This is a genomic window from Pseudomonas sp. GW821-FHT03E01, from assembly GCF_059420765.1.
In genome coordinates this window covers 525,974-547,432 of sequence record NZ_JBWKUI010000001.1, presented here as the reverse complement: position 1 = coordinate 547,432, position 21,459 = coordinate 525,974, and the positions used below count along the sequence as shown (strand labels likewise).

The following is a 21,459-nucleotide window of genomic DNA, read 5'->3' as shown; positions in this document are numbered from 1 at the left end:
GAAAAAGATTAATGCGGCATGGACCACGATTGCAGTGTGTAACCTTCCTCGCTCAGCTCGGCGCGGGCTTGTTCCAGCAAGTGTGCAAGTTGCTGCGGATCGGAATAGGCACTGCTGGGGATTTGTTTGCTGCTGATGCGAGTGTAAGTGCGATCAATGATGGCCAGGCTGAGCTCGCCATTACCGTCTTGTGGGGCCCAGGCCACGCATTGAAGGGGTTGGAATGCGCGGTCGGCAATCAAAAGAGCTTCGTTGATACGGAGCGGGGCGTTCATGGGGTCTTCTCTCTGTGTGCCCAATCAAGTGATGTGCCGTCGGTTGGGCTTACCGTTCGGCTGGTTACTTGTACTGATGTCCGCAACCGGGGGTTGGGTCACACACAATCAAAAGAAATTTCAACTTTCTTTGATTCGCCGGCGATTCAGGCAGTTGCTGAAAGCTGAATGAAAGGTTCAATTCGTTAGGCAACTCATTAAGTGATTTTTTATAACTAATAAGCCGACGTCCCTATAAGCAATCGATACAAGCCCGCGTCAATATTTTGCTAGTGTTACACCGAAGCCCGCCAAATGACTGTTTTTAATAATATTTCCTAAAATTTGGCGCCAAGGAACAGTCATGATCGAAGCGCCTGCTTTACGACGTCTTTTAGTAGTGGATCCTTGCGACGACTGCCACCGTTTGCTGCCGGGTTTACGCGCTGTGGGTTGGGATGTCGACAGCTGTACCCTGGAAAACGCCGCGGAACGAACCTGCGACGTCGGCCTGTTGCGCTTGCAGCCATTTCATCTGGAGCGTCCGGAAGCCGTCAAGGAACTGATCACCCGTAGCGGTACCGAGTGGATCGCCGTGCTCGATCAGGATGTCCTGCGAATGCAGAATGTCGGGGATTTCGTCTGCGAATGGTTTTTTGACTTCCATACCTTGCCGTTCGATGTTTCAAGGGTTCAGGTCACTCTGGGCCGAGCGTTCGGCATGGCGCGCCTGCGCGGGCAGGGCACGGTTCATATCGATCAGCCTGAACACGAACTGCTCGGCGACAGCAAACCGATTCGCGAGCTGCGCAAACTACTGAGCAAGCTGGCGCCCACCGAATCGCCGGTGCTGATCCGCGGCGAAAGCGGCACCGGTAAGGAATTGGTCGCCCGTACCCTGCATCAACAATCCCAGCGTCACAGCAAGCCATTCGTGGCGATCAACTGTGGAGCGATTCCCGAACATTTGATCCAGTCCGAATTGTTCGGTCACGAGAAGGGGGCCTTTACCGGCGCCCATCAGCGCAAGGTCGGGCGGATAGAAGCCGCCAACGGCGGCACCCTGTTTCTCGATGAAATAGGCGATCTGCCCCTGGAGCTGCAAGCCAATCTGTTGCGCTTCCTGCAGGAAAAACACATCGAGCGGGTTGGCGGCCATCAACCTATTCCGGTGGATGTGCGGGTATTGGCGGCGACGCACGTCGACCTTGAAGAGGCCATCGAGAACAAACGCTTTCGCGAAGATTTGTACTACCGTTTGAACGTCCTGCAAGTAGTCACCGTGCCGCTGCGTGAGCGCCATGGTGATCTATTGATGCTGGCCAACCACTTTTCCCATTTCTACAGCAGTGAAACCGGCCGTCGTCCGCGCAGCTTCAGCGAGGATGCGTTGGTCGCCATGGGCAAGCACGACTGGCCGGGCAATGTCCGCGAGCTGGCCAATCGGGTACGTCGTGGGCTGGTATTGGCCGAAGGACGACAGATCGAGGCGCGAGACCTGGGGCTGCTCAGTCAACACGCCTTCGCCACGCCGATGGGCACCCTTGAAGACTACAAGACCCGCGCCGAACGCCAGGCGCTGTGCGATGTGTTGAACCGGCACAGCGACAACCTGAGTGTTGCCGCCCGAGTCCTGGGCGTGTCACGGCCGACTTTTTACCGATTGCTGCACAAGCACCAGATCCGCTAGGGCGGTGCAACAAAAAAGGCCCGCTACGACAACTATCGTAGTGGGCCTTTTCTATTGCGGGGTGCGGTTTAGAAGTAGTACGGGAATTTCAGGCTGAAGGAAAAGTCCGGCGCATCGTCGGTCATACCGATGGACAAGTTGGGAACGATCGTCAGGTTGTCGGAGGCCGCGATGGTCATGCCGACGTTGAAGTAACCGGCGTTGGCGTCGCTGGACACCACCGACTCCCAATCCCCGCCATCCTGCTTGAGCTTGCTTTTGCGTTGCACCAGGTCAGACACCGAGAACGACATACTCATTTTTTCGTTCAGCGCGAACGCGATGCCCGCGCCAATCTGGAAGCTGTCGCCGATCCGCACCTTGCCCGGGACTTTCTGATTGACGGTGGCACTGATGTCGTCGAAGGAACCTTCGAAGTTGTGGGTGTAGGACAGGCTACCGAACAGAACCGCTGGATCGTAGGTCTTGACCAGCGAGATACCGGGGCTGATCGACCAGACGCCGTTGCCGGTTGGCAAGGTGTCAGGCACGAACAGGTTGGTATTGGCGTCGCTCTGGCGCAGTTTGATGCCGAACGGGTCCTTGCCGGTCGGCGCCTTGACGCGCAAGGTGACTACTGCATCCGGGGTGTTGACCGATTCGTCCAAGAATTTGTAGGCAATACCGAAGTTGACATCGCCCAGTGTCGGATCGCGGGTGACGCTTTCTTCGCTGGTCACTCCCGCCGCACCGTTGTTGGCGCCGCCGGACTGATACGTCGATTCGCGGTACACCACTGGTACGTTTAGGTCGAACTGCCAGCGATTGTCGAAGTTGTAGCGCCCGGTGAGGTCCAGCGTCCAGGTGTCGGCCTTGATCCGGTCCAGGTTGATGTTGCCCAGAAAGATCGAGTCCAGTGCGAGGAAGCCGTTGAGGATCAGCTGGCGGGTGTCGTAACGTGAATAGGTCAGCCCGGTTTCGAGGCTGAACTTGCCGCCGCCGAAGAATCCGCTGGCCTCGTCATACAGGTTGGAAACACTCTGTGCCGGTTGAGAGTCATCGGCCAGCGATTGTCCATAGGAACTGCCGCTGCCCGCGGCGCCGCCTGAAGCTGCGGCCGCTCCCGTCCTGGTGGCCACTTGCGGGTTGCCTTTCATGTCGGCTGGTGACTTGGCCAGGCGTTTAGGCGGCGGCGCCGCCGGTTGCTCCTCCACTTGGCGGACTCGTTGTTCGAGTACTGCCAGGGCTTTTTGTTGTACTTCGTATCGTTGTTTGAGCTCCATGAGCTCCTGTTTCAAAGCCGCCACGTCCGCATCGGGCGCTGCTTGCAGCAGCGCCGACGGGAACAAAGTGCTCAGACAAACGATCGCGCGCAGTGGTACTGACCGATACATGATAAGCCGTCCCCCATGAAGCCCAATGATCGAACATCAGCGTAGTTCAATATCCCAGGCTGCGTAGTGCGTTGAGTTGACTCAGATTGCAGTTGACTGCTCCGGCATTTCGGCCGTTGTTGTTAAGCACTACATTAAGTTGCGTCAGGTTATTGACCCTGTTGCTGTTGCCCAGAAGCCGGGTGTTCTGCACCAGCCCCCCCTGAGCCGCTTTTTGCATGGCCGTACCTTGATTGTTGCTGGCCTGGATGGCCATTTGCACGCCACCACCGGTGTTCGACACCGCGACGCTACCGGCGGCATTGCTGTCGGTAATGGTTTGCCCGCTTGTCAGCACCTGCCCTTGGACGGGACTCGGCGCCGGCGCCTGGTTGGCCTCTTTGACGTTGATGGCGACATTGTTGTAGGCGGTATTGCCGTCACCAGCGGCGCGAACAGTTTGGGTGACTCCCTGGGTAGTGGTCAGTCCTGCGCCACCGATCACATTTCCGGTGCCCGATGGCGGCGTACTGCCGTTACCGGTTTCTTTAATGGTCGACACGTAAAGTTGCGGCTTTACGGTAGAGGCCTGGATCTGCATGGCCGTCGCCACCCCGATCAGGTCTCCGCTGGCATTGCGCCAGGTGCTGCTCATGATGATGCCGAAGCTGATGATCCGCCCTGGCATGACATAACGACCGCGTAGCTCGGCGAGCTCATGGTCCTTGAGTTCGATGGGTTTGAATCCTGCATTGGCATAACCCGATGCGCTTGCTGCCAGGCAAGCGGCGGCCAGCCAGTATGAGGTTTTCATCTGCTGCTCCCAGGGCATCCAGCCCTCTCTATCATCAGTGGGCGATTAGAAGAAGTCGCTCTGAATGAAGCCAAAGTCCATCAATTCGGCATCTTTGACCGGGTTGAAAGTGTCCAGTTTGTTCTTGGCCGTCAGCGGTTCCGGAGGGCTACGCAATGCATTGGTTTTGTCGTACCCGGGACCCACGATAGCGAAGACGATGCCGTTCCAGCCTTTGACAAAGTCATCATGGGAATAGCGTTTGTGCCCAAGCACCGGGTCGCCGATATAGACCCAGTTCTTGTCCGCCCGCTGCATCACCACGAAATGCTTGTAGCCGCGAATTTCCATCAGCACCACCACCGGAATGGTCACCGCTTCGAGTTTCTCGGGCGGTATCCGGTAGCCACGCGCGCGCATGCCGATTGCTTCGATGTAGCGCTTCATGTCCAGCATGGAGAAACCTTGAGTACGGACAAGGTTCTGATCAGCATTGATCAGCATGCCTTTGATGATGTGTTCCTCATCGACATCGAGCCAGTAAGCCTGGCGTAGCACCGTAGCCAGTGCGGCAGCGCCGCAGCTGAAGTCGGTTTTTTGTTCGACGATGTCGCTGAACTTGCGCTCACGCACGCTTTGCACCTGCTTGTAAACCAGCATGCCGCCCGGTAAGGCGGCCACCGGCATCTGCGCCGCCTGAGTCAGGCCGCACAGGCACAGCAGGGCGAAACAAGCTGTCGTACGCATGATCGATACGCCTTTGGTGAACCGTGGAAAGAAAGCCCCGTTGCCGGGGCTTTCATTTCGATCGCGATTACATGCAGGCTCTGCAGCCGGCAGCAATGGACAGAGAGTTGCTTTGTTGGTTGCCCACACCCGCCGACACGTTGGCACCGCCGTTGCCGGAGAAGCTGTTCATCGAGTTGGTCATGGAGGCGTTGTTCACAACCGGGTTTTTCCAGCCGTCTGGAGTCAGCACTTGATGGGTGGTGACGCCAGCCAGATCGAAGGTGCCCACGGCGCTGAATTTGAACTTGTCATCGCCTCTGTGACCCCAGCCACTGTCGTCGATCGTCCCGGTGCCTTTGGCCTTGAAGGTGCCCGAGGACGTGGTGGTATCGGTGAGGGTGGTGGTGACGTGGGTCCGGTCAGCCTTGTTGTCGACATCCAGGCCGGTGGTGGATTGGTAAGCGTCAGCCGAGGCTGTTGCTACCCGGCCGCCAGACACGGCAATCGCCAGGTTGTTTTTCTGTTGGTTGAAGTTGCCGGCAGTCACGTTGATGCCAATGTTGCCGGAGCCGTTGTTGCCAGCATTGTTGAGCGTGGCGTTATTTTGGGTAGAGCGGTTTTTGACGTAGTTGTCGGTGTTGTACTGATAGGCGTTGGACGTTGCAGTGGCAGAACCGAAGATGAAACTTTCATCGGCGGTCGCCAGCGCGGCGGCGTTGTCTTGTTGGTTGCCGTCACCGCCAGCCACGTTGGCGCCCATGTTGCCATTGGAACCGTTGAGTGAGTTGTCGGCATTGGCAGTGTTTTTGGTGCCCTGGTTAAGTACCGAGTTGCCGCTGCTGTCCTGTGTGTCCCCTACATAGGCGTTGGCGGCTGAGTCGATTGACAGCTGTTGTTCCCAGGTGGGGCCTTTGGGGCCGTGATGATGGTGGTGACCACGATCGTTGTCGCTGGCCTGTGCAGCCATCGCCATGACGGATGCCAAGGCGAAGACCAGAGGCTTGAGAGCCATTGTGGGTTTCATGGTGATTCTCCGTGCTTATTAGTTGGTTAAGTGTTGGTTACTTTCTAATCGCACTGCGTTCGGGTCAGTCAGCGACCCGTATGCTCAGGGTGTTAGCCATTCGGTTCCCCACCCCGGCACTCTGGTTCACCTGAATCACTCCTCGGCTGCCGGTGAAGGCCTGGTCGCTTGTCACGACCTGGCGACTGCCTTTTGAAGCGTCAGTTGCCCCTGAGCTTGGTAACAACGCCACGTTCTGTTGAGAAAGGGCGCTATCGTCGACGCTTTGCGGCGCAGCACTGATGCTGATGCGCATTGCGTTGGCCATCTGGTTGTTGGCCCCGGCGCCCTGGTTGACACCCAGTGCACCGTTGCCTTGACTGAAAGAGTTGCCGCCGATGGTGGCCGTCGCGTTCATCGACGGGTTGGCGGGCGTGTCGAGTTTCTGGATGACGCGGGTGGTCGCCGAGGCATCAGTGGTGCCGATGGCGATGGCGCGGGTATTGGCCTGTTGCTGTTGATCGCCGGAGGCCTGGTTGACGTTGAAGTTGCCGTTGTACCGGGCGCCGGAATCCAGAATGTTGGCGGTGTTGACCACCGGAACGCTGGAGTCGGCCATGGCGCCTGGGCTCACACTGGCACCGATGACCAGGGCGAGAAGGATCAGGGAGCGGCTCATGTCATTGACCTCCCGCCAGTCTGCCCAACGGCGCGAGGCCGGAACTCATGGCATGGTTGATCGTTCCCGAAATCGCGCCACCGCTACCGCCGCCGTGACCGACGCTCATGCCGGGCATGCCATTGGGATTGGTCACGACATTGAGGCTGCCGGGTACGCTCCCGTTCTGATTGATGTTGTTGCTGATGGACGAACCGCTGGCCACGCTGGCGAACTCACCATCGCTCAGTTCGGTGCTGTTGAGTGTCGAGGTGACACGATCCGAAGGGTTGGCGTTGACAGTGATCGGGTAGGGGTCTTTCTGGAATGGCGGTCTGCCGATGGTGTGGGGCTGTACATCGCGAGTGAGCACGATGACGCCATTGCCTTCAGCCTGAACATCAAAACTGAGTACCGAGACGGCGGCACATCCGAGCAGCATCAAGCGCGTAAAGCCTTTACGAAAAGTCCCCACGACTGCGATTCCTTCTGTTGTGCGCTGGCCCTAATCAGCGTTGTGAAGGAGAGAGCGAAAGTCGTGCCGCTTTTTGATTGTTGTTTTGATTCAAGGGGTTATCGATCAAGCAAGGTGGATCGATGGTTGAGCTGTTTCAGGCCTGAGACAAAATCTGGAGCTGCAACGGGAAAAAAGCGGGATAGAGCTCTGGATCCGTGGTTTGCGCTGTGATGTATCAGCGCTTTAACACATGGCATGACAGGATGATGAACGACGCTTAGACGGGCGGTTAGGGAGCAGAGGTGTGTTTCAGAAGCGGACGTATTTGCAAAATTACCGCAACAAATGCCGGGTGCTGGGGTGTTGGCGACTGTAGCAGCTGTCGAGCTTGCGAGGCTGCTACAGCGGGATACAGGTCAGCGCTCAAGCAGCAGAGTGACGGCCTGCAACGCTTGGGCTCGGCGTTCTGCCCAGTCACCCTGGATCACTTGAACAGATTGCCGATGCTGCTCCAGCCACGCTTGAGTCGCGTTGAAAAAAGCCCGGCGTTGATCCAGCTGCGGCTGACAGCGCTGGCCATCGTCGGTCCAGTCGACGAGTTCAGGCGACAACAGCAAGTGCAAGTCGTAATGCCGGGCCAGCAGCACTTGTTCGAGCCAGGCCGGGCAATCGCTGAACAGGGTCTGGCTCCAAAGCATGTTGCTCAGCAAGTGCGTGTCGAGAATCAGCAACGGTGGCGCAAGGGCGCGGGCATCATCTTCCCATTGCAACTGGCCGCGGGCGATCTCGGGGATATCCGCGAGGCAGGTGTCCCGTGCCTCCTGTTCAATGAACCAACGCACGTATTCACCCACCAGAACGCCGCCGAATTGCTGTTGCAGCTCGGTGGCGAGCCAGCTCTTGCCGCTCGATTCGGGGCCCGTGAGCACCAGGACTTTCATGTGCGCAACGCCGGGTCGGCGCGCCACGTCCGCCAGCCTTGCACCGCCAGCAGGGCGAAAACCCCATAGAGGGCTGCGGTCAGGTACAGCTCTTTGTAGATGAACAGGCCGACGAAGATGACGTCCAGCGCGACCCACAGCGGCCAGCATTGCAGGCGTTTTTGCGCCATCCATAGCTGGGCTACCAGGCTGAAACCGGTCAAGGCGGCGTCGAGCCAGGGTTGGGCGGCGTCGGTCCAGTGAGCCATCGCAGCCCCCAGCAGCAGGCTGCCGACCGCGCCCACGGCCAGACCGATCGCGACGGATTGGCCATCGAGCAGGCTGACGTGCCGCCCGTCATGCGTCACGCCCGCGCGAGTCCACTGCCACCAGCCGTAAAGCTGCAACGCGGCGTAGATCACTTGCAGCAGCATGTCCGAATACAGCTTCACCTCAAAAAAGATCCAGCTGTACAGCAGCACCATGACCAGACCGACCGGCCAGCACCAGGGGTTCTGTTTGACCGTCAGCCAGACGGCAATCACACCGAGGGCGGCGGCAAACAGTTCAAGCCCGGACATGGAGGATCCTTGGGGAAGACGAAAAGGGGGGAGGATTGTAGCGGCAGGCGCGGCCAAGTAGAACCGGCTTGCGCAGTCCGGTGTAGCAGCTGCCGAGCCTGCGAGGCTGCGTTCGGTGTGGGCCGCATTCGGACGAAGCCGTCGTAAATTCTGCGCACACGGTCTATCTGGAACCGGCGTCGCCTGATTTCACGACTGCTGCGCAGCCGAACGCAGGCTGCGCCAGCTGCTACAAGTGATCAGACGCGAAACTGCTTGAGCAACCCGTTCAACTGTTCGCTCAATTCCTTGAGATGAACACTGGCCACGCTCGACTGCTCGGCCGCCAATGCCGTGCTGTGGGACAACCCGGCGGCCTGGGTGACGTTCTGATTGATGTCTTCCACCACATGCGCCTGCTGCAAGGTTGCACTGGCAATCGAGGCATTCAAGCCGTTGAGGTTGCGCAAGGCCTGGCCGATGGCATTCAGGCTGGCACCGGCCAGGCCGGCCTGCTCGATGGTCAGTTGCGAGGCGCGGCTGCTGTCGCCAATGACCTTGACCGCCGCTTCGGAATGGCTTTGCAGGCGTTCGATCATCGACTGGATTTCTGCCGTCGACTTCTGGGTACGCTGGGCGAGCAGGCGCACTTCATCGGCGACCACCGCGAACCCTCGACCTTGCTCACCGGCCCGGGCGGCTTCGATGGCAGCGTTGAGGGCCAGCAGGTTGGTTTGCTCGGCGATAGAGCGAATCACTTCCAGGACACTGCCGATTTGCGTGCTTTCGTCGGCCAGCGTACGAATCACTTCCACCGCTTGATCGATGGTCGAAGACAGCTTGTCGATCTGCTGCAGGCTGCCATCGATATTGATCTGTCCCTGCTGTGCCTGAGATTCGGCATCGCGCATTTCACTGGCCGCGTGCTCGGCGTTTTTCGCCACATCCTGCACGCCGTAGGTCACTTCGTTGATCGCGGTCGCCACCAGTTCCATTTGCTGGGACTGCTGCTGGCTGCGTTGCTGGGCTTGTGCGGCGTCGTTGCCCAGTTCGCTGGAAGACTGGCCCAGCGCGCCGGCGGACACTTGCAACTGATTGATCACCAGGCGCAGCTTGGCGGTAAAGGCGTTGAAGTGTCGGGCCAGTTGCGTGACTTCGTCCTGGCCGTGGGTATCAAGGCTGCGGGTCAGGTCGCTTTCACCGCTGGCGATATTGGCCATGGCATTCACGGTTTCCTGCAACGGGCGCACGATGCTGCGGGCAATCATGATCACCAGCAGCGCCATGATCAGGGCAATCACCAGGCCGACGAAAGACGCCTTCCAGACCTGCGCATTAAACTCGGCCTGCATGTCGTCGATGTACACGCCTGAGCCGATCACCCAACCCCAGGGCTCGAACAGTTTGACGTAGGAGGTTTTTTCCACCGGCGCACTGGCACCCGGTTTCGGCCAGCGATAGTTGACCATGCCTGCGCCCTTGGCCTTGGCGATGGCGGCCATTTCGTTGAACAGTGCAAAGCCATCCGGGTCGCGGATCGTCGAGAGGTTCTGGCCTTCAAGTTTTGGATTGGTCGGGTGCATGACCATGACCGGCGTCAGGTCGTTGATCCAGAAATAGTCATTCTGGTCGTAGCGCAAACCCCGCACGGCGGTCAGTGCCTGCTGTTGCGCGGCGGCGCGGGTGAGGGTGCCGGCGGTTTCCAGGCCGTGGTAGTAGGTCAGAATGCCACTGGCGGTCTGCACCACGTGCTGGGTTTTCTGGGCCTTGGCCTGATAGAGGTCGTCGTGGATCTGCTTGAGCATCAACGCACCCAACGTCAACAGCATCACCACGGCCACGATCAAGATAAGCCACAAGCGTCGACTGATCGACACACTGCGCAAGCTGTTCATAACGCTGTTACTCCGTTTTCTTGTTCTTGTCATAAACGATCGCCAGCATCCAACCACACGTTGCCGATCGGGGCCTATCCGACTCAGGTCTTATTACGCGGCAGCGTAAATGAGGCTTGTCTGATAGGATTTCGGCCCCGCGCGGAAAAACCTGAGTCCGAGTCGATTTTTCACGGAATTTTTACGGTTTTGTGTGGATCTTGTGCGCGCGGGGTTTCAGCGCACGCTGATCGCGAATAACGCTCTACAAATTATTAACGGGGCATGCCTGGGGGCATGGCTTCTTGGGGGAATGATGGATCTTTGGACAGCCTTTCAGGCATTGATTTTAGGCGTTATAGAAGGGCTGACCGAGTTCTTGCCCATTTCCAGTACCGGGCACCAGATCATTGTGGCGGACCTGCTCGACTTCGGCGGCGAGCGGGCGATGGCCTTCAACATCATCATTCAGCTCGGCGCGATTCTTGCGGTGGTCTGGGAGTTCCGTCGCAAGATCCTCGACGTGATCATCGGTTTACCGACGCAGCCCAGCGCTCGACGCTTTACCGCGAACCTGTTGATCGCCTTCATGCCGGCCGTGGTATTGGGGGTGATTTTCGCCGACCTGATCCACAAGTACCTGTTCAACCCGATCACTGTGGCCAGCGCATTGGTCGTGGGCGGGATCATCATGTTGTGGGCTGAACGCCGGCAGCATGTCGTGCATGCCGAAAGCGTCGATGACATCACCTGGAAAGAGGCCCTGAAAGTCGGTTTCGCCCAGTGCCTGGCGATGATCCCGGGGACCTCGCGTTCCGGTTCGACGATCATCGGCGGTTTGCTGTTCGGGTTGTCGCGCAAGACGGCCACCGAATTCTCGTTCTTCCTTGCCATGCCAACCATGGTCGGCGCAGCGGTTTACTCGGGCTACAAATACCGCCATCTGTTTGTGCCGGCTGATTTCCCGGTGTTCGCCATCGGCTTCGTCACCGCGTTTATCTTTGCGATGATCGCCGTCCGGGGCCTGCTCAAGTTCATCGCCAGCCACAGCTACGCGGCATTCGCCTGGTATCGCATTGTGTTTGGCCTGGTGATTCTGGCGACCTGGCAGTTCGGTTGGGTCGACTGGACCGCGGCCAAGCCATGAGCGACGCCGCCGCACGCAACAACCCCGGGCGCAAGCCCGGGGGAGCGATTCAAAACCTGCGGTTGAAATTGCTGGTGTTCGTTTTGCTGTGCGCAGTGCCGTTGTTTGGCTCGGTGTCGCTGTGGCTGCGCGGGGTGTCGGTGATTCCCCTGGCCGCCTATGGCATCGTCAGCGTGCTGGCGTTTTTCCTGTACTGGGGCGACAAGCACAAGGCCCGCGCCGACAGCTGGCGCACGCCGGAGAACGTCTTGCACGCGGTGGAACTGGCGGGCGGTTGGCCGGGTGCCTTGCTGGCCCAGCAAGTGTTTCGGCACAAAACCCGCAAGGTTTCGTTTCAACTGGTGTTCTGGCTCATCGTGCTGATGCATCAGGTGTTCTGGATCGACCAGTTGTTTCTGGGTGCTCAGCTGTTCGCGCTGTTCTAAAGCTGTTCTAAAGCTGTTTTAAAGCAGCAAGCCGATCTGCGTGCGTTTGGGCAACTTGCTCACCACCAGTTGGTGGGAACGTTGCAGCAAGCCTTGCAGCTCTTCGGTACCCAGCGGGTAGGGCGTGTCCATGATGATCCACTGCGCCCGGGCCAGATACGGCGCCGGGTGAATGCCCGGTCGGTCGCAATGGCCCAGGAACAGGTCCTTGTCGACCTTGAAGGCCAGGGACTGACCCCGCAGGTTCTGCAAGGCGAACATCTTGCTCCCGGCAATCGAAAACACCCTTACGCCCCCCCACTTGTAATCCTCCCGCGCGCCGGGCAGCGCCAGGCAGAATTGCGCGACATCCTCTTCGCTCATTGGTCTTGCCTTCATAACAGTCGGTCCCCACAGGCATTGAATGATTCGATCAAATGGTCGATCCAGGCGCGTACTGCCGGCATTACCCCGCGCCGATGAGGGTAGACCGCTTGCAGCCAACCGCCCGGCAATGACCAGTCAGGTAGCAGCTGCACCAGTGAGCCGTTTTCCAGTTCCTGCTCGCAATACATCATCGGTAACACGGTGAAACCCAGCCCGGACAGGGTACACGCCTTGCGCACGAGAAAATCGTCGATGCCCAATCGGGCTTCGAATGTCATTTCACAGGCCTTGCCCTGCTGGTCGAGCATCCGCAGATGCACCAGCCGATCGGCTTCCAGTGCGCCCAATATCGGTACGTTTTTCAAGTCGTCCGGGGTCTTGATCTGCCGCTCGCGAAGAAACGCCGGGCTGGCGACCATGACAGTCTGCGCCTGACGTAAGCGGCGGGTGACCAGCAGTGGGTCTTCATCTCCCAGTTCCCGCACTCTCAAGGCGACATCGACGCCTTCGGTCACCAGGTCAACCCGGCGATTGAGCAGCAGCATCTCCAGCTGAACCTGCGGGAATTTCTCCAGGAACTTGCTGATCACCGACGGGAACATGTCGTGGGCCAACCCCACCGGGCAGGAAACCCGCAGCCGCCCCCGGGGTTCGCTGGACATGCTGGCCACCGCTTCGTCGGCCATCTCGGCCTCCAGCAGCATCGCCTGACAGTGCCGCAAGTAGCGCTCGCCCACAGCGGTCAGGTTGAGTTGGCGGGTGGTGCGTTGCAACAGACGCGCGCCCAGGCGTTCTTCCAGTTCGGCGATGCGTCGTGACAACCGAGACTTGGGAATCCCGAGCAAACGCCCGGCCGCCGCGAAGCCGCCGGCCTCGACCACCTTGGCGAAGTAGTAGAGGTCGTTGAGATCTTGCATGATTTAAATCCAGCTGTTCTATCAGTGGGACGAACTATCGCATTATTGCCAGCTAATCAGCTATTGGTTTCGTTGGTAGGATTGTTTCCATCAGATCGCCGGGTGGCGATCCTCACCTTGGAGATCCCACATGAAATTACTGCATATCGATTCGAGCATTCTGGGTGACAACTCGGCTTCCCGTCAGTTGAGCGGTGAAGTCGTCAAAGCCTGGCAAGCCGCCGAGCCTGGCGTTGTGGTGACTTACCGCGACCTGGCCGCCGATGCCATCAGCCATTTTTCCGCCGCCACGCTGGTCGCCGCTGGCACCGCCGCTGAGCTGCGCAACGCCGCGCAACAGCATGAAGCCGATTTGGGTGCGCAGGCCCTGGCCGAATTCCTCGCCGCCGATGCCGTCGTGATTGCAGCGCCGATGTACAACTTCACTATCCCGACCCAACTCAAGGCCTGGATCGACCGCATCGCCGTAGCCGGCCAGACTTTCCGCTACACCGAAGCCGGCCCTGAAGGCCTGTGCGGCGGCAAGAAAGTGGTGATCGTTTCGACGGCTGGCGGTTTGCACGCTGGCCAACCGACCGGCACTGCTCACGAAGAGTACTTGAAGGTGATGTTCGGCTTCCTCGGTATCACCGACATCGAGTTCGTCCGCGCCCATGGCCTGGCCTACGGTGATGAAGTGCGCAGCAAAGCCATGAGCGACGCTCAGGCGCAAATCAGCGAACAACTGTTCGCCGCCGCGTAAGGCTTGCGTAAAGTCGTAAACAGCTCGGGCAATACCCCTGAAACTCTGTATTCTGGTCATCGTGATGGCCAGGTACAGAGTTTTTTGTTTCTGGCGGCGATCAGTTTCTGGCCCAGGTTATGCAGTCGAGGGTTAATATCTGCGGTCAGGTAATAAGGTGGGGCATCCCATGGTGCGTCTTTGTGCAACATTACTGATTTGCCTGTTCGGCAGCCTGAATTCAGTGCACGCCGCGCCTGTGCTGTTTCCTCACTGGAGCGTCGGTTTCCATGAGATGACGTTCCTCGATCCGCTGGACTTGCAGCCGATGCGCGCCATCGCCTTTTATCCGTCCAGTGAGAGGGAACATTCCAGCAAGCTCGAGGGTTACACGGTCGAAGCCGGTGAAGACACCAAAGTCGCCATCGGACGCTTCCCGATGTTGATGCTGTCCCATGGCAACACCGGAACCCCGCTGGCCCTGCACGATCTGGCCACCTCGCTGGCACGCAAGGGGTTTGTGGTGGTGGCGGTGATCCATCCCGGCGACAACTCCAAAGACCACAGCCGCCTCGGCACCTTGAGCAATCTTTACGGGCGGCCGATCCAGATTTCCGAAGCCATTACCGCGACCTTGGGCGACCGTATGCTGGCGCCCTTCGTCAATGCCGATCAGGTCGGGGTGATCGGCTATTCGGCGGGCGGTGAGACCGCGTTGATCCTGTCCGGCGCCACGCCGGACCTGGACCGTCTGCGCCGTTATTGTCATGAGCGCCCGGACGATCATGATGCCTGCAACACGCAAGGTGAATTGATCGTCGACCGCGATGACTTGCAGCCTGTGCCAGACCCACGAGTGCATGCCTTGTTGTTGATGGCACCGCTGAGTCTGAAGTTCGGCCGCCAGACCCTGGCCGACGTGCATGTGCCGGTGCTGCTATACAGCGGTGATGGCGACAAACTGGTGGCGTTCGACAAAAACGCCGCAGCGCTGGCGCGCAAACTGCCGACTGCACCGGATTTCAAATTGCTGGCCGGGGCAGGGCATTTCGTGTTCCTGGCACCGTGCAACGAAGAACAGATCGCCGCCATGCCGGCGCTGTGCACCGATGCCGACGGCGTCGACCGCAAGGACATTCACCGCAACCTGATCTCCGAAGCCGGACGTTTCTTCTCCCATGCCCTGGGCAAACCGAGTCGGGCCGGCATGCAAACTGCCGATCAATAAACTCCCGCAAGAGATTTACAGCAGGCTTTAGACCATCGCCCGGTGTTTCAGTAACAGGGTCAAACCGAGCCCGGTCACGGACAACAACGCCGCACTGAAGAAAATCCACGCATACCCCAGGTTCAACGCCACCGCGCCCATCAACGGCCCGGCAATCGCCAGCGCCAGATCGAAAAACACCGCATAAGCACTCAAACCCGCGCCGCGACTGGAATTGGGCACCTGCTTGATCGCTTCCACGCCCAGCGCCGGATAGACCAGCGACAGGCCGAAGCCGGTCAGGCCTGCGCCAATCAAGGCGTAAACGGTCGAGGGCGCCAGCCACAACAGGATCAGCCCCAAGGTTTCAATGCTCATGCAGGCAATGGCCGAGGTGAAGCCGCCGAAACGGCTGATGCTGGAAATGAACAACAGCCGCGACAGAATAAAACACACCCCAAACACCGTCAGGCAGTAAGCCGCTCCCGTCCAGCTACGACTGGCGTAATACAGGGTAATAAAAGTGGTGAGCGTGCCGTAGCCGATAGACGCCAGGCTCAGGCTCGCGCCGAAAGGGGCAATGCGCCCGAATACCGCCCAAAACGGCAGCCGCTCGCCGCGAATCACTGGCACCGAGGGTTTGTTGCGGATCAACAGCAGTGCCAACAGGGCCAGTAACGACAGCACGATCCCGAGGCTGGCGAAGCCCAATTCAGCGACCATCACCACGCCCAACGGTGCGCCAATGGCAATGGCGCCGTATGAGGCAATCCCGTTCCAGGAAATCGAACGTGCCGTGTGCTCGACACCGACCTGGCCCATGCACCAACTGATGGTGCCGACTCCGATCAACCCTTGGGCGATCCCCAGCAACAACCGGCCAGCGATCAGGATGATCAGGCTCAACAGCGGCAAACTTTGCAGCAGGGTCGACAGCAGCGTCAGCACGCCGCTCAACACAATCCCCGACAACCCGTAAACAATTGCCCGTTTGGTGCCGACGCTGTCCGACAAGCGCCCGGCCATCGGACGGCTGAGCAGGGTGGCCAGGTATTGCGAACCGATGGTCAGCCCCGCAACGATGGCGCTGAACCCCAACTGTTCATGCACATACCCCGGCAACACGGCAATCGGCAGGCCGATGCAGAGGAAGGCAATAAAGGTATAGAAAACGATGGAAACGATCTGCAGGGTGATCGCCATGGAGCTTTGCGGGGGCAGTTGCTGCACAGACATGAGAGCTCGATCGCGGGCGGCGGTAGGAGAACTGCATCATGGCGCGGGCGTGAAATAAAAGAAAGCAGGCTAACGATGTGGATGACAGATCGGCTGTAAGTGGATCAACCTGAAATGCAAAAAGCCCCGTCACCAGAACGGGGCTTTCCATTTGCAGCCAGAAGCCGCCTTACATCAACACACCCTGACTACGCAGGTAGTCGTCATAGGTGCCGCTGAAGTCGATCACGCCATCGGCGCTCAACTCGATGATGCGGGTGGCCAGGGACGATACGAACTCACGGTCGTGGCTGACGAAAATCAGCGTGCCCGGGTAGTTCTCCAGCGCCAGGTTCAGCGCCTCGATGGATTCCATGTCCAAGTGGTTGGTCGGTTCGTCCATTACCAGCACGTTCGGCTTTTGCAGGATCAGCTTGCCGAACAGCATGCGACCTTGCTCACCACCGGAGATGACCTTGACCGACTTGAGGATCTCGTCGTTGGAGAACAGCATGCGCCCGAGGGTGCCGCGAACCAGTTGCTCGCCGCCCTGGGTCCATTGGCCCATCCAGTCGAACAGGTTGCAGTCGTCTTCGAAGTCGTGCGCGTGGTCCTGGGCGTAGTAGCCCAGCTCGGCGGCGTCGGTCCATTTCACGGTGCCGGCGTCCGGGGTCAGTTCGTTGACCAGGGTGCGCAGCAGGGTGGTTTTACCGATACCGTTCGGGCCGATGATCGCCACGCGCTCGCCGGCTTCAACGGTGAAGCTGAAGTCCTTGAACAGGGTCTTGCCGTCGAAGCCTTTGGCCATGCGCTCGACGATGACCGCCTGACGGTGCAGCTTTTTGGTCTGCTCGAAACGAATGAACGGGCTGACACGGCTCGAAGGTTTGACTTCGGCCAGCTGGATCTTGTCGATCTGCTTGGCGCGGGAAGTTGCCTGCTTGGCTTTCGAGGCGTTGGCCGAGAAGCGGCTGACGAACGATTGCAGTTCCGAGATCTGCGCTTTCTTCTTGGCGTTGTCCGACAGCAGTTGCTCGCGGGACTGGGTCGCCACGGTCATGTACTCGTCGTAGTTGCCTGGGAACAGGCGCAGCTCGCCGTAATCCAGGTCAGCCATGTGGGTGCACACGCTGTTCAGGAAGTGACGGTCGTGGGAGATGATGATCATCAGGCTGGAGCGCTGGGTCAGCACGTTTTCCAGCCAGCGGATGGTGTTGATGTCCAGGTGGTTGGTCGGTTCGTCGAGCAACAGCACTTCAGGATCGGAGAACAGCGCCTGCGCCAGCAACACGCGCAGTTTCCAGCCCGGCGACACTTCGCTCATCGGGCCGAAGTGCTGCTCGATGCCGATACCCAGGCCCAGCAACAGCTCGCCGGCACGGGACTCGGCGGTGTAGCCATCCATTTCGGCGAATTCGGTTTCCAGCTCGGCCACGGCCATGCCGTCTTCTTCGGTCATTTCCGGCAGCGAGTAGATGCGATCGCGCTCGGCCTTGACCTTCCACAGCTCTTCGTGACCCATGATCACGGTATCGATCACGGTGAATTCTTCGTAGGCGAACTGGTCTTGACGCAATTTACCCAGACGCACGTTCGGCTCAAGCATGACCTGGCCACCGGACGGCTCGAGATCGCCACCGAGGATTTTCATGAAAGTCGACTTGCCGCAACCGTTGGCGCCGATCAGGCCGTAGCGGTTGCCCGCGCCGAATTTGACCGAAACGTTTTCGAATAGCGGCTTGGCGCCGAACTGCATCGTGATGTTAGCTGTGGAGATCAATTACTTTACCTATCAATGGGTTGCGAGCTGCGCATTTTGGCGCTTGGGCCATACCTGGGGCGTTTTGGAGTTTCTCCATCTCTCCCCAGTCACCGCTAGACTTCAACCGGCGCGCATAAGTCGAGAGCAGCATCTGGACGCTTGTCCAAGCTGTTGGGCAATAAAGGCGGGATTCATGCCAGACATTCTGCATATTGTCGCATAAGTGTGACGGCAGTTGTACGGCGCGCGATAACGTGTCGCGAGCTTCTTCAGGTTGGCCCCGCTGCTTGGGTCTGCCCGAGGGGATGGTTCGTCCTGGTGGGTGGCGAAACGCTGCGCAAATCCTTGATTACACGCCAATGTTATTTTTGTTCAGCGTTGTGTTAGGGACACTGGGCGCTGCTCTGGGTAAAGTCGGCAGCGCTTGCCCGGCCAGGTGTCTTTCAGAAGGATTGCTGAATGGCCAGCACTTGGTCAGGGTGGGCACCTATCCGGATTTATCTCTCCACGCCGCATGAGGCGGCAGTCTCTCTCCAGGGCATCGAGGCTTTGGTTGCTCTTGCCAGATGATTCGTTCTAAGCGACTAGAATATAAACGGCCTCTAGTCACGGATGAATCAAATGAAACTGATTTTGGTCGTGTTAATCATTGGTTTGTTGGCCTGGAAGCTTTCCCCCGAGTTACAACCTTGGGTTGAAGCCAAGCTACCGCCCCCGAAAGTAACCCCTACAGTCGCGACTGCGCCGAAACCTGTTTCTGCGCCATTCAAATGTGACGGACGCCAATATTGCTCGCAGATGACCTCGTGTGCAGAGGCCAAAAAATTTCTGCAAAATTGTCCGGGAATGAAAATGGATGGCGACAACGATGGCGTGCCCTGTGAGTCGCAGTGGTGCCAATGACTTTTGCCGCGGGACAAGGGGAATAAACGGGCCTGACGGCTACAAAACTTGTAATAAGTTGTCCGTGATTGTTCCCGAAAAAATAGTCTTTACCGGCCCGATGAGAAAGACCGGGCCCACGCCATCCCATTGAACCGTTACGGTGCCGCCATCACATTCAACCTCAACGGAATGGTCTAATAAACCACGACGAATTCCGCTGACAGCGGCGCCACAAGAGCAAGAGCCTGAACCAAGCGGAATACCACCCCAGCGCTCCCAAATGCGCAACCGTATGTGTTGTCGGTTAATGATCTGGACGAAATGCACGTTCGTCCTGAGAGGAAACAGTGGGTCGGTTTCAATGGTCGGTCCGATGGTCGCTATATCAATGGCTGTCAGATCATCCACAAAATAGGTGCAGTGAGGATTGCCCATGCTGCAAGCTGCCGGGCCACCAGCCAGTGGCAAAACAGCAGTGTCCAGTTCCTGAGCCAGGGGAATATCCGACCAGCCGAAAAGCGGCTCGCCCATGTTGACCGAAATTGCGCCGGCTGAAGTTCGTTCGCAAGTGAGTAGGCCACGGTTGGTTCGCAGCGCTATCGAAGTCATATTGGATTCGCGCATCAGCATGTCCGCGGCACCCCGCGTTGCGCTGCCACAAGCATCCAGCGTGGAGCCATCTGCATTCCAAAACATCAAGCGGGCATCGGCATCATCGCAATCAAGCACTGCTGCGAGTTGATTGAATCCGACGCCTCGGTTCCGATCACCCATTCGCCGAGCCAAACTACTTGTCACTGGATTGGCCGAGTTTCGCGAGTCCACAATGACGAAGTCATCGCCATTGGCGTGCATTTTATGAAAACTCAGCGGCATAAATAGATCCTGGGCGAACTGGCGTTTGAGAACGATCTAGCCCCAATCACATAACCTTTGCAAGCCGTGAGCGGGTAAAGAAAAACACCGGCCCTCGAAACCGATAACGATTGATCGACTCTTGAATTAGTATTCCATCCCCCACCCAAGGAACATGGAAGTGAGAAACAAATTCGCAGCAGGTATGTTCTGTTTCCTGACGATTGTGACGGCTCAATACGCTGACTCCAGCGCTACGGATGAGTCCGCCGAAAACGCCTCATTGCTCTGCAAAATCCTCGATGGCAATGATGCCTTGACCCAGGCCTCCGAATTCTCGGCCGAGGATCGTACGGTCAATATCTCGGTAGACCGTTCTCCAGAGGACGCCAAAAAGCTTTGCCCGGAAATCAGCGCCATCGTCGAGTATCACGAGATGACTTTTACGCAAGGCTGGACTGTGCAGATCACTTCTCCAGACAGTGGTTATGACGTTGTTGCTATCTGCCCATTGTAATGATGGTGGTTGTCCTGTACGCCAGTGATCAGGTGCAGTGGAATGTGCTGTTGCTCATCAATGCATGTGATTTCGAAACTGCCCACTATTTGAGGGGGGCGCTCACTCAGCCCGGTCGACTCTTCTTCCTTTGCCTTAGCCATTCTCGCGTGGTTCGCTGCGATTTCGTTGAGAGTTGACACGTTACATCTCCCGGTGACTGACCAAGCGTATCGCTGGAGTCCTTAAACGTTAATGTGAATGCCGCCGCGTCAGAATTACGTCGTTCTGGGGCCGCTATCGCCGGCATGTGCAAACCCTAAGCCAGACATTGACGCGTATTCCGCGCCACGCTTTCCATGCGACGAATGGTGTCGCGCGATGTTCAGATAGGTTCGATCAGTCCAGGGCCATCGTTGTGCACATTGCCCACGGCTTGATCAACCTTGAACCACTCGAATGTCTCGGCCGGCTCGCCCTGCGACAGTACTATCTGCTCGGCTCGCTCTTTCGGCGTGGCCGGGTCCAGCCATTCCCGGGCCAGTTCGGCATTCAGCGCCACCGGCTGGCGATCATGAACATCCACCATGCCGCCCTTGCTGTCGGCGGTGATGATCACGAAGCCGTCATGTTCGTCCGGCTGATGTTCGTACCTTGGGTATTGACCGATCGCCGCGCACAGGATCGGTGCGCGATCCTTGCGGCGGATGAGGTAGGGCTGCTTCTTCGGACCGCCCTCGTAAACCCATTCAAACCAGTTATCGATGGCAACGATCGCCCGGTGCGGCCATATGGCTTTGAAAAATGGGCCGTGACTGACTTTCTCGACCCTGGCATTGATCGGCATAGGGTGTTCTTCGGACCAATGCGGCCGCCAGCCCCAGCGAACCCTGTCGGCGTGCAGCACGTCGCCTTCCTGGTGGAAGAGGGCGAGCTGAGTCGTCGGTGCGGCGTTGTAGAGCTCGAATGGCTGATCGCCGGCATTGTTGACCAAGGCGTTGGGCATGCTCAGCGCCTTGACGAAGTCGTGAATGCCTCGGTACTGCGAAAGTCGTCCGCACATGGCTGAGCCCTCATGCTTACATCTGAGCTTAGACGATCCTTTGAACTAATAGGGCGTTAAAGCCGCGTGGCATTTTGGCGGGCATGAGTAGACACATTTTCACAGTTGAA

Annotated in this window: 24 protein-coding genes and 1 pseudogene; 7 read left to right on the top strand and 18 right to left on the bottom strand. The window is 58.4% G+C overall.

Annotation, left to right across the window (positions count from 1 at the left end):
- Nucleotides 1–8: 8 nt before the first annotated feature.
- The gene (locus AC07VO_RS02490; RefSeq protein WP_192350623.1) at nucleotides 9–275 is read right to left on the bottom strand and encodes a DUF1652 domain-containing protein; all 267 of its coding nucleotides are present in this window, start codon (nucleotides 273–275) and stop codon (nucleotides 9–11) included.
- A gap of 343 nt (nucleotides 276–618) precedes the next feature.
- Here AC07VO_RS02490 and AC07VO_RS02485 point away from each other — a divergent pair, with 343 nt between their 5' ends.
- Complete coding sequence (locus AC07VO_RS02485; protein WP_007937802.1) at nucleotides 619–1,944, top strand: sigma-54 dependent transcriptional regulator; 1,326 nt, start codon at nucleotides 619–621, stop codon at nucleotides 1,942–1,944.
- Nucleotides 1,945–2,012: 68 nt separating this feature from the next.
- On the opposite strand, the gene fapF is transcribed toward AC07VO_RS02485, so the two are convergent.
- The 9 genes from fapF to AC07VO_RS02440 all read right to left on the bottom strand — a co-directional run bounded on the left by fapF (nucleotide 2,013) and on the right by AC07VO_RS02440 (nucleotide 10,311).
- Entirely contained in the window at nucleotides 2,013–3,317 is a 1,305-nt protein-coding gene (gene fapF / locus AC07VO_RS02480) for a fibril amyloid transporter FapF (RefSeq protein WP_192350621.1), read from the bottom strand.
- A 46-nt stretch (nucleotides 3,318–3,363) separates the two neighbouring features.
- Complete coding sequence (fapE, locus tag AC07VO_RS02475) at nucleotides 3,364–4,110, bottom strand: fibril amyloid subunit FapE (protein WP_086946102.1); 747 nt, start codon at nucleotides 4,108–4,110, stop codon at nucleotides 3,364–3,366.
- A 45-nt stretch (nucleotides 4,111–4,155) separates the two neighbouring features.
- Complete coding sequence (gene fapD, locus AC07VO_RS02470) at nucleotides 4,156–4,836, bottom strand: fibril amyloid maturation endopeptidase FapD (RefSeq protein WP_138867630.1); 681 nt, start codon at nucleotides 4,834–4,836, stop codon at nucleotides 4,156–4,158.
- Between the two features lie 67 nt (nucleotides 4,837–4,903).
- Nucleotides 4,904–5,842: an amyloid-like fimbrin subunit FapC gene (gene fapC, locus AC07VO_RS02465; RefSeq protein WP_086946101.1), complete on the bottom strand. Its 939-nt coding sequence runs from the start codon at nucleotides 5,840–5,842 to the stop codon at nucleotides 4,904–4,906.
- Between the two features lie 64 nt (nucleotides 5,843–5,906).
- Entirely contained in the window at nucleotides 5,907–6,500 is a 594-nt protein-coding gene (fapB, locus tag AC07VO_RS02460) for a fibril amyloid subunit FapB (RefSeq protein WP_018926077.1), read from the bottom strand.
- Nucleotide 6,501: 1 nt separating this feature from the next.
- Nucleotides 6,502–6,954: a functional amyloid chaperone FapA gene (gene fapA / locus AC07VO_RS02455; protein ID WP_192350619.1), complete on the bottom strand. Its 453-nt coding sequence runs from the start codon at nucleotides 6,952–6,954 to the stop codon at nucleotides 6,502–6,504.
- Between the two features lie 398 nt (nucleotides 6,955–7,352).
- Entirely contained in the window at nucleotides 7,353–7,877 is a 525-nt protein-coding gene (locus AC07VO_RS02450; RefSeq protein WP_192350617.1) for an AAA family ATPase, read from the bottom strand.
- Nucleotides 7,874–8,437 (bottom strand): nicotinamide riboside transporter PnuC, encoded by a 564-nt coding sequence (pnuC, locus tag AC07VO_RS02445; protein WP_192350615.1) that lies wholly within the window; start codon nucleotides 8,435–8,437, stop codon nucleotides 7,874–7,876. Before pnuC ends, AC07VO_RS02450 begins: the two co-directional genes overlap by 4 nt.
- Nucleotides 8,438–8,676: 239 nt before the next feature.
- Nucleotides 8,677–10,311, bottom strand: coding sequence for a methyl-accepting chemotaxis protein (locus AC07VO_RS02440; protein ID WP_192350613.1), 1,635 nt, complete (start codon nucleotides 10,309–10,311; stop codon nucleotides 8,677–8,679).
- A 295-nt stretch (nucleotides 10,312–10,606) separates the two neighbouring features.
- Here AC07VO_RS02440 and AC07VO_RS02435 point away from each other — a divergent pair, with 295 nt between their 5' ends.
- A complete protein-coding gene (locus tag AC07VO_RS02435) occupies nucleotides 10,607–11,437 on the top strand; it encodes an undecaprenyl-diphosphate phosphatase (protein ID WP_192350611.1) in 831 nt (276 codons plus the stop codon).
- Nucleotides 11,434–11,862, top strand: a complete 429-nt coding sequence (locus tag AC07VO_RS02430) for a DUF1294 domain-containing protein (protein WP_086946410.1) — start codon at nucleotides 11,434–11,436, stop codon at nucleotides 11,860–11,862. Before AC07VO_RS02435 ends, AC07VO_RS02430 begins: the two co-directional genes overlap by 4 nt.
- A gap of 18 nt (nucleotides 11,863–11,880) precedes the next feature.
- On the opposite strand, the gene AC07VO_RS02425 is transcribed toward AC07VO_RS02430, so the two are convergent.
- Together AC07VO_RS02425 and AC07VO_RS02420 are read right to left on the bottom strand one after the other, a co-directional pair.
- Nucleotides 11,881–12,240, bottom strand: a complete 360-nt coding sequence (locus AC07VO_RS02425; RefSeq protein ID WP_026286414.1) for an MmcQ/YjbR family DNA-binding protein — start codon at nucleotides 12,238–12,240, stop codon at nucleotides 11,881–11,883.
- Complete coding sequence (locus AC07VO_RS02420) at nucleotides 12,237–13,145, bottom strand: LysR substrate-binding domain-containing protein (RefSeq protein WP_018926069.1); 909 nt, start codon at nucleotides 13,143–13,145, stop codon at nucleotides 12,237–12,239. The genes AC07VO_RS02425 and AC07VO_RS02420 overlap by 4 nt, the downstream gene beginning before the upstream one ends.
- A 130-nt stretch (nucleotides 13,146–13,275) precedes the next feature.
- Here AC07VO_RS02420 and AC07VO_RS02415 point away from each other — a divergent pair, with 130 nt between their 5' ends.
- Both AC07VO_RS02415 and AC07VO_RS02410 read left to right on the top strand, forming a co-directional pair.
- Nucleotides 13,276–13,887 carry an FMN-dependent NADH-azoreductase gene (locus AC07VO_RS02415; RefSeq protein WP_064618091.1) on the top strand — a complete coding sequence of 204 codons (612 nt, stop codon included), beginning with the start codon at nucleotides 13,276–13,278 and terminating at the stop codon, nucleotides 13,885–13,887.
- A 169-nt stretch (nucleotides 13,888–14,056) separates the two neighbouring features.
- The gene (locus AC07VO_RS02410) at nucleotides 14,057–15,094 is read left to right on the top strand and encodes an alpha/beta hydrolase family protein (protein WP_018926067.1); all 1,038 of its coding nucleotides are present in this window, start codon (nucleotides 14,057–14,059) and stop codon (nucleotides 15,092–15,094) included.
- Nucleotides 15,095–15,121: 27 nt separating this feature from the next.
- Here AC07VO_RS02410 and AC07VO_RS02405 read toward each other — a convergent pair whose 3' ends face one another.
- The 3 genes and pseudogenes from AC07VO_RS02405 to AC07VO_RS02395 all read right to left on the bottom strand — a co-directional run.
- The gene (locus tag AC07VO_RS02405) at nucleotides 15,122–16,309 is read right to left on the bottom strand and encodes an MFS transporter (protein WP_018926066.1); all 1,188 of its coding nucleotides are present in this window, start codon (nucleotides 16,307–16,309) and stop codon (nucleotides 15,122–15,124) included.
- A gap of 169 nt (nucleotides 16,310–16,478) precedes the next feature.
- A complete protein-coding gene (locus AC07VO_RS02400) occupies nucleotides 16,479–18,068 on the bottom strand; it encodes an ABC-F family ATPase (protein WP_026286413.1) in 1,590 nt (529 codons plus the stop codon).
- Nucleotides 18,052–18,323, bottom strand: a pseudogene (locus AC07VO_RS02395) (hypothetical protein); the annotation flags it as partial. The pseudogene AC07VO_RS02395 and the gene AC07VO_RS02400, both read right to left, overlap by 17 nt.
- Before the next feature lie 348 nt (nucleotides 18,324–18,671).
- Between AC07VO_RS02395 and AC07VO_RS02390 the strand changes: the two are divergent.
- Nucleotides 18,672–18,953: an excalibur calcium-binding domain-containing protein gene (locus AC07VO_RS02390; protein ID WP_081626508.1), complete on the top strand. Its 282-nt coding sequence runs from the start codon at nucleotides 18,672–18,674 to the stop codon at nucleotides 18,951–18,953.
- A gap of 39 nt (nucleotides 18,954–18,992) precedes the next feature.
- Here the strand turns inward: AC07VO_RS02390 and dapF are convergent, their stop codons facing one another.
- Complete coding sequence (gene dapF / locus AC07VO_RS02385) at nucleotides 18,993–19,811, bottom strand: diaminopimelate epimerase (protein WP_064618087.1); 819 nt, start codon at nucleotides 19,809–19,811, stop codon at nucleotides 18,993–18,995.
- A 154-nt stretch (nucleotides 19,812–19,965) separates the two neighbouring features.
- Between dapF and AC07VO_RS02380 the strand changes: the two genes are divergently transcribed.
- A complete protein-coding gene (locus tag AC07VO_RS02380) occupies nucleotides 19,966–20,307 on the top strand; it encodes a hypothetical protein (RefSeq protein WP_064618085.1) in 342 nt (113 codons plus the stop codon).
- Here the strand turns inward: AC07VO_RS02380 and AC07VO_RS02375 are convergent.
- Both AC07VO_RS02375 and AC07VO_RS02370 read right to left on the bottom strand, forming a co-directional pair.
- Complete coding sequence (locus tag AC07VO_RS02375; RefSeq protein ID WP_081626507.1) at nucleotides 20,277–20,489, bottom strand: hypothetical protein; 213 nt, start codon at nucleotides 20,487–20,489, stop codon at nucleotides 20,277–20,279. The genes AC07VO_RS02380 and AC07VO_RS02375 overlap by 31 nt on opposite strands.
- A gap of 182 nt (nucleotides 20,490–20,671) precedes the next feature.
- Entirely contained in the window at nucleotides 20,672–21,349 is a 678-nt protein-coding gene (locus AC07VO_RS02370; protein WP_192350609.1) for an SOS response-associated peptidase family protein, read from the bottom strand.
- Nucleotides 21,350–21,459: the final 110 nt, after the last annotated feature.